The sequence below is a fragment of the Acinetobacter sp. Res13-Abat-PEC15-P4-01 genome (assembly GCF_015676285.1).
Classification (GTDB): domain Bacteria; phylum Pseudomonadota; class Gammaproteobacteria; order Pseudomonadales; family Moraxellaceae; genus Acinetobacter; species Acinetobacter nematophilus.
The window spans coordinates 57407-76321 of record NZ_JADAIN010000052.1 but is presented as its reverse complement, the minus strand read 5'-3'; the positions used below and the strand labels follow the sequence as shown (position 1 = coordinate 76321).

The 18915-nt window shown below is 38.2% G+C and carries 18 protein-coding genes; 13 read left to right on the top strand and 5 right to left on the bottom strand.

Features of this window, described 5'->3' with window-relative positions:
- The 7 genes from vgrG to IMO47_RS18845 form a co-directional block, all read left to right on the top strand.
- A partial coding sequence (gene vgrG, locus IMO47_RS18875; protein ID WP_196077881.1) for a type VI secretion system Vgr family protein occupies positions 1-1512 on the top strand: 1512 nt, incomplete at its 5' end.
- A 1-nt stretch (position 1513) separates the two neighbouring features.
- The gene (locus tag IMO47_RS18870; RefSeq protein ID WP_196075821.1) at positions 1514-2062 is read left to right on the top strand and encodes a DUF4123 domain-containing protein; all 549 of its coding nucleotides are present in this window, start codon (positions 1514-1516) and stop codon (positions 2060-2062) included.
- The gene (locus IMO47_RS18865; protein ID WP_196075822.1) at positions 2062-2667 is read left to right on the top strand and encodes a hypothetical protein; all 606 of its coding nucleotides are present in this window, start codon (positions 2062-2064) and stop codon (positions 2665-2667) included. Before IMO47_RS18870 ends, IMO47_RS18865 begins: the two co-directional genes overlap by 1 nt.
- Position 2668: 1 nt before the next feature.
- Positions 2669-4078 (top strand): hypothetical protein, encoded by a 1410-nt coding sequence (locus tag IMO47_RS18860; RefSeq protein WP_196077823.1) that lies wholly within the window; start codon positions 2669-2671, stop codon positions 4076-4078.
- Positions 4075-4686, top strand: coding sequence for a hypothetical protein (locus IMO47_RS18855; protein ID WP_196077964.1), 612 nt, complete (start codon positions 4075-4077; stop codon positions 4684-4686). The genes IMO47_RS18860 and IMO47_RS18855 overlap by 4 nt, the downstream gene beginning before the upstream one ends.
- Before the next feature lie 73 nt (positions 4687-4759).
- Positions 4760-5131, top strand: a complete 372-nt coding sequence (locus tag IMO47_RS19810) for a hypothetical protein (RefSeq protein ID WP_227552358.1) — start codon at positions 4760-4762, stop codon at positions 5129-5131.
- A 473-nt stretch (positions 5132-5604) separates the two neighbouring features.
- Positions 5605-5982, top strand: coding sequence for an SseB family protein (locus IMO47_RS18845; protein WP_196077701.1), 378 nt, complete (start codon positions 5605-5607; stop codon positions 5980-5982).
- Here IMO47_RS18845 and IMO47_RS18840 read toward each other — a convergent pair.
- Entirely contained in the window at positions 5971-6897 is a 927-nt protein-coding gene (locus IMO47_RS18840; RefSeq protein WP_196077700.1) for a tRNA-dihydrouridine synthase, read from the bottom strand. The two genes, IMO47_RS18845 and IMO47_RS18840, sit on opposite strands and share 12 nt — an antisense overlap.
- Before the next feature lie 296 nt (positions 6898-7193).
- Entirely contained in the window at positions 7194-8003 is an 810-nt protein-coding gene (ccsA, locus tag IMO47_RS18835) for a cytochrome c biogenesis protein CcsA (RefSeq protein ID WP_004830303.1), read from the bottom strand.
- Positions 8004-8147: 144 nt separating this feature from the next.
- Here ccsA and ffh point away from each other — a divergent pair, with 144 nt between their 5' ends.
- Together ffh and IMO47_RS18825 are read left to right on the top strand one after the other, a co-directional pair.
- Positions 8148-9554: a signal recognition particle protein gene (gene ffh / locus IMO47_RS18830; protein ID WP_196077699.1), complete on the top strand. Its 1407-nt coding sequence runs from the start codon at positions 8148-8150 to the stop codon at positions 9552-9554.
- Between the two features lie 133 nt (positions 9555-9687).
- Entirely contained in the window at positions 9688-10275 is a 588-nt protein-coding gene (locus IMO47_RS18825; RefSeq protein WP_196077698.1) for an alpha/beta hydrolase, read from the top strand.
- 22 nt (positions 10276-10297) lie between these two features.
- On the opposite strand, the gene IMO47_RS18820 is transcribed toward IMO47_RS18825, so the two are convergent.
- From IMO47_RS18820 to IMO47_RS18810, 3 genes are all read right to left on the bottom strand, one after another.
- A complete protein-coding gene (locus tag IMO47_RS18820) occupies positions 10298-10987 on the bottom strand; it encodes a membrane-binding protein (RefSeq protein ID WP_227552359.1) in 690 nt (229 codons plus the stop codon).
- A gap of 84 nt (positions 10988-11071) precedes the next feature.
- Positions 11072-11803, bottom strand: coding sequence for a type III pantothenate kinase (locus IMO47_RS18815; protein ID WP_196077697.1), 732 nt, complete (start codon positions 11801-11803; stop codon positions 11072-11074).
- A gap of 100 nt (positions 11804-11903) precedes the next feature.
- A complete protein-coding gene (locus tag IMO47_RS18810) occupies positions 11904-12659 on the bottom strand; it encodes a biotin--[acetyl-CoA-carboxylase] ligase (protein ID WP_196077696.1) in 756 nt (251 codons plus the stop codon).
- 30 nt (positions 12660-12689) lie between these two features.
- On the opposite strand from IMO47_RS18810, the gene IMO47_RS18805 reads away from it, so the two are divergent.
- From IMO47_RS18805 to IMO47_RS18790, 4 genes are all read left to right on the top strand, one after another.
- On the top strand, positions 12690-13493 hold the full coding sequence (locus IMO47_RS18805) for a sulfite exporter TauE/SafE family protein (protein ID WP_196077695.1): 804 nt from the start codon (positions 12690-12692) through the stop codon (positions 13491-13493).
- A gap of 167 nt (positions 13494-13660) precedes the next feature.
- The gene (locus tag IMO47_RS18800) at positions 13661-14356 is read left to right on the top strand and encodes a GntR family transcriptional regulator (RefSeq protein ID WP_196077694.1); all 696 of its coding nucleotides are present in this window, start codon (positions 13661-13663) and stop codon (positions 14354-14356) included.
- Between the two features lie 13 nt (positions 14357-14369).
- On the top strand, positions 14370-17822 hold the full coding sequence (gene smc, locus IMO47_RS18795; protein WP_196077693.1) for a chromosome segregation protein SMC: 3453 nt from the start codon (positions 14370-14372) through the stop codon (positions 17820-17822).
- Position 17823: 1 nt separating this feature from the next.
- Positions 17824-18861 carry a cell division protein ZipA C-terminal FtsZ-binding domain-containing protein gene (locus tag IMO47_RS18790; RefSeq protein ID WP_196077692.1) on the top strand — a complete coding sequence of 346 codons (1038 nt, stop codon included), beginning with the start codon at positions 17824-17826 and terminating at the stop codon, positions 18859-18861.
- The last annotated feature ends 54 nt before the right edge of the window (positions 18862-18915 follow it).

Genomic DNA, 18915 nt, shown 5'->3' with positions numbered 1-18915 from the left:
ATCATTGAAAAGCGCTATTACAACCAAAACAACCTTCCCAAAGACCTCAACGAACAAATCAATCGTTTAGTTGAACAAAGCCATTGGCAGCTTACCAATATCACCACAAACAACAGTGAAGAACGCCAAGCCAACCAACTGACGTTACAACGCAGAAACATCAGCACAGCAGCAGAATACAACCCACTCAAACACCGTCCAGTGGCATATCCACAACGCGCCAAAGTGGTTGGTCCAAGTGGAGAAGAAATCCATGTGGATGAATGGGGGCGCATCAAAGTACGATTCCTGTTTACCCGCAATGAAGACCACAGTCACGATGGTGGTGCAGGCTCGAATGACAATGATACCGACTCGGCTTGGGTCGATGTCTTGACACCCTGGGCAGGCGAAGGTTATGGGGCACGTTTCTTACCAAGGATCGGAGAGATTGTTGTTATTGACTTCTTTGATGGCGATATCGACAGACCGTTTGTGGTAGGGCGAATCCATGAAGCGCAACGCAGCCCGAGCAAGTTTGATGACCAAGGCAAGCTGCCTGATACCAAGAAATTGGCAGGGATTAAAAGTAAGGAATATCAGGGCAGTGGCTATAACCAACTGCGTTTTGACGATACCACCAATCAGATCAGCAGCCAGTTGCACAGCAGTCATGGCGCAAGCCAACTCAATCTCGGCAATCTCAGTCATCCCAAAGAAACCGAGAGCAGTGACGGGCGAGGAGAAGGCTTTGAGCTAAGAACAGATCAATGGGGTGCGTTACGCGCAGGGCAAGGCTTACTGGTCAGCACCCATGCACAAGATGGCGCATCAGGCAATCATCTCGATGCAACAGAAGCCAAAAGTCAGCTAGAAAGTAGCCTGAACAATGCCAAAGCCTTAAGTGAAGTTGCCAAGAACCAACAGACGGATCCGTTAGAAGTCTTGGATGAATTAAAACAATTCCTGAATCAAATCGAAAAAGGTGAAAAAGATAAAGCCGATGCATTTAAACAAGCACTGATGATTTTGGCCTCGCCGAATTCAATTGGCTTGTCGAGCAATGAAGACATCCATCTTTCTGCGGACAAGCAAATCAGCCAAAGTGCAGGCGATAGCATCAATCTGAGTACACAAAAGAATTTTTTGGCACATGCACAAAACAAGATCAGTTTGTTTGCAGCACAGGAAGGTGCAAGGCTTTATGCAGGAAAGGGGAAAGTAGAGATTCAAGCCCAAGGAGATGGTGCGGATTTGATTGCCCGTAAAGGTATTCAGATTATTTCGACTGAAGATGTGGTTGAAGTTAAAAGCTTAAAAGAAATTGTTCTTACATCTGGCACTTCACAATTAAAAATTAATGGCTCAGGTGTATTCGTGACGACTGGCGCTATGTTTGAGGTTAAGGCTGGGCAACACAGTTTTATTGGTGGAGCAAAAGTAGATTATTCATTGCCTACTTTCTATGAAAATATCTGTAAGCCATGCCTTTTAAATGCCGCAAAGTTTGGAATGGCATTTGTAGATAAATAAAATGAAAAGAGAAATTATTCCATTTAAACCTATACAGCGCTGCATCGAAGATTATCAACATGACTTGAAGATGTATTTAATCTTGGATGCAGCACAAGTTTCAGATCAAGCCCTGTCATTTATTCATGAGTTTCAAAATGACTCGAGAATAGAATTCTATTCGTTATTTTCAGGGACCACAGAGGGGAATGCACCTTTTGAAGTCGCACCTGTTCTTATACTCATCCATGAGTTAGATCTATTCAACGATCAGAGATTTAACTTTATTCATCAAACGTGGAAAGATGAACAGGCGCTCAGTATGGTATTGAGCTCATTGGATCTGACTCAATTTGTTAAGAAAATGAAAAGTTATTTAACGGTTGAGTTTCCTGATGGAACCCAAAAATTATTTAGATGGTTTGACCCAAGAATTATCAAGAAAATTCATAAAATACTGCAAGATGAACAGCTTGATGAATTTTTTCAAGGCATTGAGCGTTGGGTGATCACAATTCGAAATTATCAGGATGTGTACACGAATCAATTAATGATATTGGAGCATGCTTGATGTTTGTATTGAGCCAAGAAAAACTATTTGAACTCGATGTTGAACAAAACAAAGAGTTTTTATATGACTTAGTTTATGAAATTATTAAGGAAAATCCAGTACTAAAGCTGAATGGTCAATTCGATCAGCTATTGGGACCTGTTCAGATCCTTGTTGATCAATATCTTGAAAAAGGAATCAACCAAATCAACACACTCAAATATATGGTGAAAAGCCATGTGTATTTGGGAATGGATTATCCGACTGATCCTCAATTTGCTTGGATAGAAAATGAAATGCAGCATCATGATATTGGAGAACAAGTCACTTATGTCGAGGCTTTCGATAAACTTTTGGAAGACTATAGGAAACGTGTTTTAGGGCAAGATTTTAACTTTTTTTTAACAGCAATAGTTCAATTAAAACAGAATCTTAGTCAAATAGATCATCGAGAAAAATTTTCAATTCTTTATCCAGAAAAAACTGAGTTTTTAAAAGAAAAAGGTGTATTTGATTCGCTTCAAGATCATTATTCAAATGATCTTCAATCTTATAGCGCATATGTGCTAGGAAGTGAGTTTAATCAAAATGTCTTTATAAAAAATATAACGCATTGGGAGGTGTAAGATGGGTGTGGGTGGCGCAAGTCCGACAGTAGGTACTTCATGTGCAACGTGTTTGAGGAAGTTTACGGTGCATATTCGAAATGATCATACGAAATTCCAAGGAAAATATGGATTTGATTGGCTAAGAAATGAATACGTAAATAGCTTTTATAAAGTTGATGGTATTAATTTTAAACCATTATTTAAGGGTAAAAGCTTATCTGATTTAAGGGAAATTTATACAAGTGGTCAGCAAACAGCTATTGCACCATTCGGATTTTCATATTCACCAGCTTGGTTGGCTATTTTTGCAAATACAAATAATAATCAGAGTCCAGTTGGGTCTAGTGAAATTAATATTAACGGTGTTGATTTAGACCTGGAGGTAATACCTTTAGAACCTGATAATCATATACCATTAATAGATGACGGAACTCTAATTGAATTAATTTCAACCAATAAATACTTAGAAATTACTCCAAATAAATTTTCAATTAAGGATCTCATAGGAAATAGACGAGATAGAATATTGGATATGAAAAATAATACAAAACAATATTATTATGAAAATTTAAAAAAAATTAATATTAAATGTAAAAATGGAATATTGGAAAAGCATGAAGAAATTAATATTTACGCATCTAAAAATAAAAAAAGAGAAAAAGTTGGGAAACTTATGGTATATAGAAATAATGATATACCAAAACTTGATTTATATTTTATAGATGTTGTAACTGATGATAAGAAAATTAATAAGCCTAATAATTATGAATATTTTTTAAAATTTCAATCTTACAATCAAGCTTTAGTTAGGGCTGAAAAAAAATTAGAAACAAAATTTGATTTAGTATCCTTGGCAAAATCATACCCTGAAATTGATTTATTTATAAAAGAGGTTAATCATCCAGATATTATCAATAAACAGAAAAGTCTTGATGCACAATATCTAGCAGATAAAGTAATAGATTTTTTTGATAAATATGGAGGAAAGTATAGACCTAATGATGGGCAAAAATTTCTAAAAATTAATGGGGACGGTCACGCAAGAACATATGTTTTTTATACAAATCTTATAGCAGGTGGTGTCAATGGAATTGCCCCTCCTGAAATTTCCACTACAAATAATAAGTGGGATTGGGGAAATACAGTGGTAGTGTATAAGCAAGCGCAAATGAATTCCGATACTTTAGTTCATGAAATTGGGCATAGTTTAAGATTACCACACACATTTGAAAGTGCAGGAGGTAATAAAATTATATTTTATCAGGGATTTACCGGTAATATTATGGATTATACATGGTATCAAGCTAATTCTCTCATACCTAATACATCTAATCAAAAAGTTACAATTGTGAAAAGTAATATATTTAAGCGTGTTTATTTTGGAAAGTTCCAATGGGATATTTTGAGAAAAGATAGGAGTCTGAAATGAAAAAAAAAATGTTGTTTTTAATATGTTTTATAATGATTTCTTGTACTAGTGAGAACAAGAGTGAGCCAGTTACTTTGAGTAAGGAAAAAATACCTCTAAGCGATAATATTAGTGATGAAAAAGAAATAAATCCTTGTTACTCAGATTGTACACCTCGAGTATTGTCTACTCCATATCATCGTATTGTTTTAACTGAAAGAAAAAGAATTGATAAGCTTGTATTTAAAGATTTTATTGATGGGTTAGTTTATAAGAAAGTCATAACTAAAAATGATTATAAAAATGTAAATTTTAATGACAATGTTAATTCTTTGACCATTTTAATTAGAAATTCTATTCTAATTATTAATCCAGATTCAAGTAGTTCAGGGGTTAAATCGATTGAATATAGATTTGAGAATTGTAATCAAGTTTCTGATTTTGATAAAAATAATGTCAGAAATATTTTAAATTTAATTAATTTTGATAAAACAGATAAAGATTTTTATGATTTTAGCAAGAATGGTGGTGAAATAATGATTAATAATTTTTACGATAAGGGAGTTGGCTTGGAGGTGAATTGTGATCCAAAGAATAACTCTGGACAAGTAAATATATATCGCAGATAAGTATTAATTTTTTTATTTTAAGTGATTTTTTTTGGGTTAAGTTAATGAAATATAATATTTTTGTTTGGGGTGGGTGGTATTTTTAATTAGTACTTCTGTATCGTCCTATAGTTATGGAACGAATGTAGATCAGCGTTTTTTTATTTTTGAAGATAAAAATAAATCAGTATTATCAACAGAAATAAATTATTCAAGATTTGCACCAGTCAATCAGCTTAATTTGAATGCAATGCCAATAATTTTAGATAAAGTTATAAAAAATATTGAAAAATACGGATATGTGAATAATGAAGTAGCCAAAAACAGCCGACACTTTGAAGTGATTTCATATGGCGGAACAGTAAAGAAAATCTATTTTTTGATGGTGTCAGTGACACACCAGAGCTCTTCTCTGAAATTTATGCAGCGAATCCTAAATTCAATAAAATCAAAAGTATTCGATTAAATCTGAGTGCATGGTATAACAGAAATAGATTTGAAAAAATCAATATAGATACTACTATTCCTATAAGTCTTGTTTCATCATTAAACATAGTTGATGAAAAGAAAGCGAAAAATGTATATACATCACTGATGAAACAGCATCTTTTAAATATCAAAAACAATGTGAATGTATATTGTAATTTTTTAGTGACCACTAGAGTAAATGTTCAAGATTATTGGTTGGAATTTAATACTGAACCCATAAAAAATAATACGTATTTTAATATTTATCAGAGTAAAGAAGTTCCTCAGAAGTGCGGTTTTTAAAAGTGAAAAGGGCATTAAATAAAATTTTAATAATTTTCAAATTCGATCATGCAGCGCTTAAAATCGTGGTTAGCCTAAGCATTATATGACCCAATTAATTCTTCTGGTCAATTCCATATCTATCGTGAATAAGCTATATTAGCAACACCAAAATAGATAATTTATAACATGTCAAATTTACAACAACTTTTTGTTCAGACTCAAGAAAACTACGAATTGATCCCTGATTTTATTGATCAACTTTTAGCATCAGAAATTTATTGTCTAGCGACGCAGGACAAAGACAGTAACGTTGAATTCCGCATTTTGGAAACACCAGAAGGTGACCAAGCAATCCCATTCTTTATTGAACTTGAAACCATTCAAAATGATATTGGCGCAGATGTAGAATATATTGCTTTGAACACGCGCCAATTCTTTGAAATGACTAAAGGCGCAACCTTGGTACTGAACCCCACTTCAGCATTGTCAAAAGAATTTCAACCTGAAGAGATCAAAGCCATTTTAGAAATTGATCAAATAGACTCTGATAATTTAAGCATTTAATTTTTCGAGTACTTCATCAATCTTTTTCAGCCGTTTGATTTCATCCCATAAGGCTTTGGCTTCGGGGTAATGCTTAGACATCATTCCAAGCCATTGTTTATAACGCCCAACCATATTCATTTCTTTTTTATAGGTGCCGTTCAAAAAACGAATCTGTAAATTTAACAGTTCAGACCATGTGATCAGCGGTTCATCCGTATTTTTACGGATGCATTGTGTTAAGTCTGGTGTCGTGACTGCACCACGCCCGATCATTAAATCTTGGCACCCTGATTCAAGTTGGCATTGCTTGGCATCGGCATTGGTCCAAATTTCACCATTGGCAATGACATTGATTTTAATGGCTTCACGAATAGGTTGAAGTTGATCCCAAAAAGCAGGTGGCGTATACCCGTCCGCTTTGGTTCGAGCGTGTACTGTAAGCCATGAAGCACCCGCATCTTCTATGGCATGTGCATTTTCAAGGGTAAAGTTTCGATCCATGTAACCCAAACGCATCTTGGCAGAAACTGGAATGTGTTGCGGAACAGCATCACGTACTGCTTTAACCAACTCATGTACAACCTCAGGCTCATCGAGAAGTACTGAACCGCCTCGATGACGGTTGACTGTTTTTGCAGGGCAACCAAAATTCATATCGATGGCAGGTGCGCCAAGCTCGGCAGCACGTACGGCATTGGCAGCCAGCATTTCAGGATTATTTCCTAGAAACTGTACATGTACAGGCGTTCCAGCAGCAGTCTTCCCTTGATTTTTGAGTTCTGGACAGTAGCTATGGTAAATATGATCAGGTAAGACAGAGTCTGTTACACGGATAAACTCAGTCACGCACCAGTCGAAGCTACCGACATGCGTTAAAACATCACGCATGATGGGGTCAGTTAAGCCTTCCATGGGAGCAAGAATGAGTTTCACAGTGGAGTTACCCGATCAGATAAAAACAGCGTTATACGCATTTTTGAAACAGATGTCTACTCATACAAATATAATCTGGCAGAGCTTGTCAATTTGAGGAGCTGTTGTTAATTTGGAAAGATTGAAAAATTTATCTATAGGGTTTTACGCTTGAAGCTTTGTATAAAAAGCTTAATTTTTAACTTAAGAATAATAGTGCTTATCTAATTCATGTAAAAAGGTTTCTTGTGCTTCTATATCACTATGTTTAGGCTAAGAGTATAAAATACGACCCAACTTGCGCAGAGTTTCATTTATCAACGATGTAAAATCATCTCTAAAACGAATTTAGAACCAATAAAACCAATTGCCAGTAAGAAGAATCCAATCATGGTAAAGCGAATGGCTTTCTGACCACGCCAACCAAACTTATAGTGACCGATCAACAGTGCGCCATATACAAACCAAGACACAATACTAAATACCGTCTTATGTGCTAGATGCTGTGCAAAGAAGTCATCAATGGTAAAGAAACCAAAACACAAGGCTACTGTGAGTAGGACAAAACCTGTGATTAGCATATCAAACAGTAATGATTCCATCGCTTGATAGGCGGGAAGGAAATTCACCCAGATACGTTTTTTCTGTTTCTTCTTCAGTTCACGATTTTGAAACCAAATCAGTACAGCTTGTATGGTTGCCATGAGTAAAACTGCATAGGCGGATAACGACAAAATGATATGAATGTCTAATCCCAAAGAGTGCTGTTCGATGAATTGATCTGGTTTACTAAAGCCAAAACCTAAAATCAAACCAAAAGCGGCAACGGGAATTCCAATCAGATTGAGTGAAAGTACAGGGCGGTAGGTACTGTACAACATACTTAAAAGTAACATTAAAGCGGAGGTAAACGACATCAAGTTAAAGACGTCATAATTAATCCCTAGTGGTGTAAGTATATCGTTATGCAGTACACTTGCATGCAATATCAGCCCTAAACCTGACACGATGCCAATAAACCAAGGGTTTGCAGGACGTTTAGACATTAAGTGCATAAACAAATACCAAAACGAAGAGGTATAGGCAATTAATGCTAAAATCGTATAAACCAAGGGTAGGCTAATCATGTCAAACCTTTTTCAGGATGATGAATATTCATGCTATATGATATAAATTCTATGTGAACTACAGTATCCTATAGCATCTTGAGCATAAATTTTCTATTTTAAGAAAGATTTTTTTGCTACTAGCTATTTTAAGCGGATTTTGCAATGTTTGATACCTTAACAGAACGACTCACGCAGAGTCTCAGAAATGTTACTGGCTCTGGGCAGCTAACCGAAGATAATATTAAAGATACCTTACGTGAAGTGCGTATGGCACTTCTTGAAGCCGATGTTGCTTTGCCTGTAACTCGTGAGTTTATTGCGAAAGTTAAGGAAGAAGCATTGGGACAAGAAGTGATGACCCAGCTTTCACCAGGTCAGGCTTTCGTTAAAATTGTTTATGATGAACTCACCAAAATGATGGGTGAGGCGAATGAAAGTCTAGATTTAGCTGCCAAACCACCAGTTGTCATTCTTTTAGCCGGTTTGCAGGGTGCAGGTAAAACCACCACTGCTGCAAAACTTGGGCGTTTCTTAAAAGAACGCCAAAAGAAAAAAGTCGCCATGGTTTCTGCCGACGTTTATCGCCCTGCTGCAATTAAGCAGCTGCAAACCGTTGCGGGTGAAGTTGGTGTCGACTTTATCGAATCAGATGCCGCTGAAGATCCAATTAAAATTGTACAGCGCGCCATTGGACAGGCCAAAATTAACTTTAACGATGTTTTGATCGTCGATACCGCAGGTCGTTTGCATGTCGATGATGACATGATGGACGAGATCAAAGCATTACATGCCGCAGTTGGACCAACAGAAACCCTGTTTGTTGTCGATGCAATGACAGGTCAAGATGCTGCAAATACTGCAAAAGCCTTCAATGATGCATTGCCACTGACAGGGGTCATTCTGACTAAAACTGATGGTGATGCGCGTGGTGGCGCAGCGCTTTCAGTACGTGCAATTACAGGTAAGCCAATTAAATTCTTGGGTATGGGTGAAAAACTCGATGCCTTGGAGCCATTCCACCCAGAGCGTGTTGCACAACGTATCTTAGGTATGGGTGATGTGCTTTCTCTTGTCGAAGAAGTTGAACGTAAAATAGACAAAGAAAAAGCCGAAAAAATGGCGAAAAAGTTGCAAAAAGGCGGAAACTTCAATTTTGAAGATATGTTGATGCAATTTGAGCAAATGAACAAAATGGGCGGCATGATGGGCTTTTTGGATAAGTTGCCCGGCATGAGTAATTCAGGTATTCAAGATGCGATTGCACAGGCAAACCCTGAAAAACAAGTGAAAAAAATGGAAGCGATTATTCAGTCGATGACCATTAAGGAACGCCGAAATCCTGATTTGATGAATCCAAGCCGTAAAAAGCGTATTGCTGCGGGTTGCGGTATGGATGTTGTTGAAGTGAATAAACTCATCAAACAACATGCACAAATGGCGAAAATGATGAAGAAATTTGCCAATCCATCGGGTATGGCAAAAATGATGCGTTCTTTGAGTGGAATGCAAAAGCAATTTGGTGGCGGTGGTGGTATGGGACCGTTATTTGGAAATAATGACAAGAAGTAAGTCTCTCTTTCTTTTATAAAAAGCGCCCTAGGGCGCTTTTTTGTTAAATAAAAACAACATACTTCTCTTTATTATTTAGATATTCTGATTCAATTGCTTAGATAAAATTTAAATTGATGATAAGAAATGGTCTATGAAAAGAGTCTTGATCGTACATGATTATCATGCTTCTTCAGAGGATCATTGGTATCCCTGGCTTAAATTACAAATACTTGCGACGGGAAATGAATGTGAAACTGTCCAATTAGAGCAGGCAGATCATCCTCTATATGAAGTTTGGAAGCATAATTTGTTTCAACAGATTAAAACGCTGAATGAAGATGTGATTATTGTTGCCCATGGTCTAGGCTGTGTTGCAAGCTTGGCTTTTCTTTCTAGTGAGCTGTTCGGAAGAAAATTGGGTGCAGTGTTTTTAGTGGCCGGGTTTAATCAAAATGTATCGACATTGCCTGAGCTGAATTTATTTTTAAACACAGCTCGAATTGATGATGCCTTACTTCGATTGAACATTGTTCACCGTTTTATTTTTTTCTCCAACAATGATCCTTTTATTCCTGCACCATTGAGTATTCAACTCGGGCATTTGTTGAATACTCAAATGGTTGAAGTGAAAGGTGCAGGTCATTTTATGGCTGCAGACGGATTTAATACACTCACCGTATTGTGGGAAAAGCTAGTTATTTTACTCAACACCGCATCTCGAACGCAGATTGTAGATTGAAATTGTTTGATCGATTTTAAAATCATTGATCAGTATTGAATTGTAAATATAATTCCTCGAGTAGATTTTGAGATTGTACCTCATCATCAACAACTTGACCTTGTTGATTCCATACTCTGCTCTCAACAATAGTATTATCATCATTTGGGTTAATTCTTAGCTCGGCTGCGATTTTGCCATTCTTATACCAAATTTTTTGAATGATGGTTTGGTCATCTATATATTCTTCTTGCAATCCGAGTTGCCCATTTGAGTAATAATTTTCAGATTTTCCAATGGGTTGCAGGTCTTTATAGCTGGCTTTGAAATTGATCGTTCCATTCTCATAATAGCCTGTTACATCGCCATCAATATATTTTCCATCAAAACTGTTTAAGCCTAGAGGCTCTTTTATCCAAAATGGATCAGATTGTTTTTTGTGGCTGTTTTGATAGAAATCTTGGACTAAAAAGCGGCCATCTTTGTCTCTACCCAGTAGTTTTCTAAAATAACCGTTTTCTACTGGATGAAGTGAATAGCCTCGATCCAAGATTGATGAATCACATGCGCATTCTTCCTCACCAGCATCGGGTGCAAAATAGGCAATAATCGCTTCATGTGTTGCAACAGTTGGAGATGGGGTTACTGAGTTTGATGTGACAGGAAGTTGACTACAGCCAATCATGGTTGTACTCAGGAGGCAGCTACTCAACAAGAGCGGTATTATTTTCATGATGAATTCTCTTTTTGGGTTTTTTGATGATTTGGATGTATTGTGACCGAGCATAATTCATTCATCATAAAAATGTATATAGATTTAATTTGTCTGTCGATCTATATAAAACTGTAACCCTTTGAGTAATAAATCTGTTTCAATATGGGGATGGTACTTCTCAAGAAATTGAGCAAATAAATAAGCATCACCACCCGTTAATACAAGCTTCCGAGGCTGTTGTTCAAGTACTTTTTCAATCGTGCTCAATAAACCCAAAAAAATCCCATGATGTACTGCATCTATAGTGTTACGACCTGGGCTTAACTCTGAAAAAGCGGCATCGGGAATTTTAATTCCTTTGGTTTTTTGAATCAAAGAGTCTCGTTGCAGATAGAGATTAGGGAGAATATAACCGCCTAAGTGTTGAAAGCCTTGCGTTAAATCAATGGTTAATGCAGTACCGCAACTGATCACACATAAATCTTCTTCGGCTTTTGCAACCGCTAAAACCTGTAACCATCGGTCAATACCCAATTGTTCAATGTGGTCATAACCACAACGTAAGCCAGCATATTCTGCATGGACTTTGGCAAAAGTGACAGGAATGTCGAGTAGCTTTAAAATCTGAACAATACGTTCATTGTTTTTTTTATCTTGAACAGAAGAAATGCCGATGCTGTCTAAACTTAAACTACGAAAATGTTGAATTAAACCAAGTAATAAATCCGCAGGGGACTGCAAATGCAATTCGGCTGCTTGCTCGATGATTTGATCATTTTCAGTGATCCAATATTTTAGACGGGTATTTCCGATATCTAACCAAAGTGCTTTCATTTACAACGACTCATATTAGGTGGTACACAAAGCGCAATTATTGCTGATTGCTTTTTGCATGCTGTACAGATTTGATCTTTAAAATAGTGTTCATCCAGATTCACGATTCAGCTAAACGTAAACGCCCCTGATACACACTGACTAAGCCCTGAGGAGTCAATAAATTGAGTGCGCCATCGTCCGAGATCCCTTTAAAAATCCCACTGATTGAATCATGCACTTGCTCAAAATGTACAGCACGATCCATAAATGCTGCATAATGATTGAATCGGGCAGCAAGATTATAACAACCATGATCAAACCATTGTCCGGCTTGCTGTATTGCTAGATACATTTCAGAAATGATCTGTATGCGATTCGGGAATTGTAGACCCAATTGCATCACTGAAGTCGCCTGTTGAGTAATCTCTTGCTCGGAAACAGGAAATAGATTGATACCAATTCCAACAATTGCTTGATGTGGCGAAATAGGTTCAACCAAAATACCGCCCCATTTACCTTGATGGCTGTAAAGATCATTGGGCCATTTAACCTGTAGTTCATTCAAGCCTTTGAATGAAGGCATTTGTAAGATATTTAAAGCAATTTCTAAGGCTAAACGTCCATCTAAGGGTGTTCGAGTTTCAAGCAATGTGCTTAAATAAATATTACCGACTGGGGAAATCCATTCCCGTTGGTGCTGACCTCGCCCTTGAGTCTGAGTTTCACTACAGACCAAAACCGTCTTGACGCCACTGAGCGCAATTTCACGTACATCATCATTGGTTGATGTTGTTGTCTGTTTTAAAAGCAGCACTTCGGGAAGCTGATGTGCTTGTGTAAGCAGTTGTCTAAGATGACGAGTCTCTAAATCCATGTTGAATCTGAGAAGAGTGAAGGAACATTTATGGAGTTAATCATATATCTAGGTATTGGTGCAATCGCTGGATTCGCCGCTGGGTTATTTGGTGTTGGTGGTGGCTTAATTATTGTGCCAATTCTATATGTGGTATTTACCAAAATGGGCTACGATCCATCGGTCATCATGCATATGGCATTGGGAACCTCACTGGCGACAATTATTGTCACATCGATTAGCTCTGTCACTGCACATCATAAAAAAGGTGCAGTACTTTGGAATGTTTTTAAAAATCTCGTACCAGGGTTGGTACTGGGTTCATTTATTGGTGCTGGAATCGCAGATATTTTATCTGGACAGCATTTACAGCTGATTATCGGTGCATTTGCAATGTGGGTGGCATTTAAAATGTTTAAAGGGGCGAATGTTCAGGTCGATGAGTCTAGGCAATTGCCTTCTGCACCCAAACAAATGCTGGCGGGTGGTGGAATTGGGATTGCTTCTGCAATATTCGGTATTGGTGGTGGAAGTCTGACCGTGCCCTATTTAAATAGAAATGGTGTAGTCATGCAGAAAGCTGTAGCGACTTCAGCAGCTTGTGGCTTACCGATTGCAATAGCGGGCGCTCTAGGTTTTATGTTCTTTGGTGCGCAAGAGCAGACTGAGATTAAAAATGCGATTGGTTATGTGCATATCTATGCGTTTATTGGTATTAGTGTGATGAGTTTTATTACGGCCAAATTAGGAGCAAAAGTTGCACATGCGCTTTCACCTGCAATGTTGAAAAAATGTTTTGCATGTTTACTTACATTGGTTGGTATTTATTTTATTTATCAGGGTGTTATGAAGTAGTTTTCTGTATTTTTTCCGATCAACAGCACTTCTCCATTCAGCAAAGTTGACTTAAAATGCATTAAAATTGTCGGACAATGTCATGGTTTATTTTGAATTAAATCAGGTAAAACTAAAATAATGACAATTGACATTGTCCAAGAATAATAAACCGAGATAGGAACGATATGCATTTGGAAGAAGTGGACAGCCTTTCAGAACAAATTGCCAAACATATTAGCGAACAAATCATTAGTGGCGAATTGGTTGAAGGCGAACGTATACAAGAACTACGTATTGCCAAAGAACTGGATGTCAGTCGTGGCTCGGTACGCGAAGCTCTTTTGCTTTTGGAAAGAACGCATCTTATTGAAATTTACCCGCGCCGTGGCGCAATCGTATCTGAAATGTCCGCACAACAGGTGCGTGCATTATTTGATACCAGCGCTTTATTGCTCGGTCAGGTTGTGCAGCGGATGAGTGAAACTTGGCGCAATCATGAAGCTGAAGCGATTCAACAAATGATGAATCATTTGGTTGAACAGGTAAAGCAGGGCAATACTGAAAAATTTTATGACGGTATTTTCCAATTTCTCTCCGCTCAGCAAGATATGGTGGGTAATCCATACTTGATGAAGTTTTATCGTGAGCTCTTGCCATCACTACGCAGAAGTTATTTTTTAACCTTAAATACTTCAAGACGTGAGCTTCAAGAAGCTTTAGAATTACTTAAGTTGGTGATTGATGCAATTTTAATCCGAAAATCACAACAAGCTACTTTATTTATGGAAGATTTTTGTCGACACTTGCGTAATCTCGTGTTGGAATCTCTGACACGGATGAAACAAATTGAACTCGCTTGGGCGCGGAGATCGCGTCGGTAGTAACTAGGACATTATGCGTTTAAGCAGCTTAAAACTTTCAGGCTTCAAATCGTTTGCCGATAGTACAACATTACAATTCAAAGATAACCGTACCGCGGTCGTAGGTCCAAATGGTTGTGGTAAATCCAATGTGATTGATGCCATTCGATGGGTCATGGGAGAATCCAGTGCACGCCAGTTACGTGGTGGCAGTATGCAGGATGTCATTTTTACTGGAACGGCAAAGCGAAAGCCTGTGGGTATGGCAAGTGTAGAATTACGCTTTGAGAATACCTATGGCAAGCTTGGCGGTGTGTATAATGCTTATACGGAGTTAGCCGTTCGTCGTCAGGTCAATCGTGACGGTAAATCTGAATATTTTCTCAATGGAACCAAATGTCGCCGTCGCGATATCACCGATATTTTCCTGGGTACAGGTTTGGGACCTCGTTCATATGCGATCATTGAACAAGGGATGATCAATCGGTTGGTCGATGCCAAACCAGAAGAAATGCGGGTTTTTATTGAAGAAGCTGCAGGTGTTTCTCGTTATCAAGCGCGTCGTCGTGAGACATTGCAACATTTAGAACATACGACACAAAACCTAGACCGTCTTGAGGATATTGCCTCAGAACTCAAATCACAGTTAAAAACATTAAAACGCCAGTCTGAAACTGCGGTTCAATATAAGACTCTGGAAACCGAGATTCGTACCCTCAAGATTGAAATTCTGTCATTCCAGTGTGAACGTAGCGCTCGTCTGCAAGAACAATATACGGTTGAAATGAACGAACTGGGTGAACACTTTAAATTGGTTCGTTCCGATATGAGTACTTTGGAACATGATCTCACTTCAACCAACGAATTGTTTCAACGCTTAATCCAACAATCGACACCGTTGCAAAATGAATGGCAACAGGCAGAGAAAAAGTTGTCTGAGTTGAAAATGACTTTAGAGCAAAAGCAAAGTCTGTTTCAACAAAATTCAGAGGCTTTGGGAAGTTTTGAGCAACAAAAAGCGCAGACTAAAGAAAAAATCCAATTGATGGAGTTGCAATTAGAAACTTTGCATAGTCAGTTGGAACAACAAGCTGAACAGTTAAAACAATCGGAGTCTGAAACTCAACAAGGGACACAAGCATTCAGTGAGTTAAAAGCACAGCAGTTGCAAGCACAACAACAATATGAACAGGTCAAAGTTCAAGTTGAGAAACAACAGCAGCAAAAAGCCCAGATGCAGGCACAGGTCGAGCAACTTGCCAAAAATGTCGCACGTATTGAGCAGCAAAAAGAAACCTTAAAAACTCAGGCAAGTCAGATCCAAAGCCAGTTTCAGACTGAAGACTTAAAACAACTCGAACAAGATAAATCTGTCGCGCACGCGAGTATTTTGCAGTTAGAGCAAAAAATTGCTGAAACTAAAACGCAACTGCAACAATTGCAGGAACAAATCAGTCAACAAAAGACTCATATTTCCAGTTTGAAATCCGAGTTGCATGTTTTACAGTCGGAACAGAAAAATTTAAATCAACTCATCGCAAAGCGTGCGGTCAAGACGGATATCAATGCAGTACAATTGATGCAGGTTTTGCAGTTAAATACTCAGGGTAAAACACATGCCAATTTGATTGAAAAATTCTTAGCCAAATGGCTATCGGCAGAGGTTTTAGATCAAAATACAAATTATGCCGATAGTACAGCACGTCAGCTTAAAGCCTTGCAGGGATTAGAAAAAATCCAACTGGCGGGTTTGGTTTGTTTAGCCGACTGGATTGAGTCACCACAGTATTCATTGTGGAATCATGTGGCGATTGCTGAAAATAAGGCACAGGCATTGGCTGTCCAATCAAAGCTCAAGACAGGACAGAGTATATTAACCTTGGACGGCTATCATGTCGGTCAAGATTGGATGATTGGGCTGTTTTTCGATGAGTCGAGTCAAGCGGCACAAGGTGCATTGAGTCATCGGGTTCGTATCGAAGAAATTGAGCATCAACTTGCGGCTTTACAACCGCAATTGATAGAAGCAGAAGCCGTATTACCTCAACTGAGCCAAAATTTTACTGAGTTGCAAAAGCATCTTCAAGCAGATCAAGACTCACTCCAGCATCAGCAAAATTTAGTACAACAGTTGGATGTACAGATTGCCAAACAGCAAAGTGCCTCGCAAGCATTTGAATTGCATAAAGTCCAGTTGAATAATCAGTTGCAGCAACTCGACGAACAACTTGAAGAAGATGCGATGCAAAAAGATGATCTTGAGATCGATATGCATTCTGTCATTCTCAAACTTGAGCAAAATCTTCCAGAATTTAAGACATTGCAATACAAACTGGATGAGTTAAATGAACAGGTAGAAGAACAGCAGCAGCAGCTACAACATAAACAGCAGGACTTTGAAACGACTCGTCGTTTGGCAGAACAAAATAAGCAGCAAATTGAATTATTGGACAAAGATTTGTCTTTCTCCAAGACTCAATATCAACAAATCATTGCTCAAATGGAACAAGCGAAGAAGTTTGTTGATCCCATTCAGTTGGAGTTACCAAGTTTAGAGTCTCAATATGCCGAGCAAGCACAGCAAACTGAAAAATTGCAGAAGACCTGGACTGAGTGGCAAGTTGAGTTAAACAACATTCAGTCAAAACAGCAGCAGCTCACTGAAATGCGTCATTTGCATCAGCAGAACGATGAGCAATTGCGTAACAAGCTGGAAGAACGTCGTTTGGCTTGGCAATCTGCTAAATCGGATTTACAGCACTATTCTGATCAGCTTAAACAAATGAATGCTGAAATTAAGCAAGGCGTGTTAATTGACTTGCTAACACACCAAGAGAAATTTGAAAAAGCACAGCGTCAGTTTGAAAAATTAGGAGCAGTCAACCTTGCAGCTTCTGAAGAATATGAGGAAGTGTCGAAGCGTTTTGAAGATCTAACTCATCAGATGCAAGACTTGGAAAATACAGTTGGGCAATTAAAAGATGCCATGAAAACAATTGACCAAGAAACCAAAAAACTGTTTATGGGAACCTTTGATCAAGTCAACTCAGAGCTGAAAGTGTTATTCCCTAAAGTCTTTAATGGGGGGGAGGCGAGTTTAAGCCTTGAAGATGACTGGCAGTCTGGCGTAAAGTTAATGGCGCGTCCACCGGGCAAGAAAAATAGCTCTTTAGCATTGTTATCCGGTGGTGAAAAAGCTTTAACTGCACTGGCATTGGTGTTTGCGATTTTCCGTTTGAATCCTGCGCCATTCTGTGTTTTGGATGAAGTTGATGCACCTTTAGACGATGCCAATGTTGGACGCTTTTGTAATTTGGTAAAAGAGCTTTCTGATCAAGTGCAATTCATTTACATTACACATAATAAAGTTGCAATGACGATGGCAACCGATTTGTTGGGGGTGACGATGCCTGAACCAGGCACTTCAAAACTCGTCACTGTGAATTTGGAAGAGGCAAGAGAGTACGGTTTAGCCGCGGAGTCGTAGTATGGAAATCACCACAATTATTGGAATTGTTGCTGCCGTAATCATCATTTTGGTCGGTTTGAGAATGCTGCTACGAAAACCAAATGATGCAGCACCTTCTCTTGAATCAGAGTTACACATCAATGCTGACTGTCAGCAACCTGTAATTCCTCGTCATGTGCGTGATCAATTGCAGATTGCACGTGCTACCCCAGAGCAACAACGTGTTGAACCGAATTTAAATGCATTGGATTCCGTTGAAATTGCTGAAGAAAAAACACAAAAGCTTGATAATGCCTTGCAAGATACAAATCCAGCGCAGTCAACTGAAGTAGGCTCAATTAAAGATATTGACCAAAATGATCCAGCAAAAACTGAATTGCACCATAAAACTGATGATGCTGAGTCTAAAGCATTGGATACGACGGATTTATCTGAAAAGACTGACGAGAATTCGTCTGAAAATATCGTTGAATCAGACAAAGGCGTTGCAGAGAAAGAAAAAGAGCCGACATTTCAGCTCAATGTCAATGTAGAAACTGCTGAAATCAAAGAGTTTGATGAAGAAAGCAATATTTTAGATGTACATCTCAATGAACAGCAAAAATACGATGATGAAAGTGTGCTTTCAAAAGCGGAAACAATCATTGCGTTAAATGTTTATCCCAACCCACGTAAAGCATTGTCAGGTGATAAAACACTGAAAATGCTGTTAAAGTATGGTTTACGTTTTGGTGAACTTTCCTGTTTTCATCGTTATGAAAACCCAGAGGAAGAGAGCCATTTACTGTTTTCTGTATTGCGGGTGACAGACAATGGACCTGATGGATTTGATCTTGAAACATTGTCCACTGAGCAAGTGCAGGGATTAGCGTTCTTTTTGGCATTGCCCCATTCGGATGTGCAAAAAGGTTTTGATACCATGGTCAGTATTGCTGGGTTAATCGCCCGTGAAATTGATGGTACGGTCTATGACGAAAATAATCTTGAGTTTACGCCACAGTTGAAAGAGCACTGGCGTCATAAGGCGATTGATTATCGCTCAGGCCATGACGCTTAGCATAAGCTTTTATTTACTTTATAATTGGTATTCAAAATTTTAGGCGGAGTTATC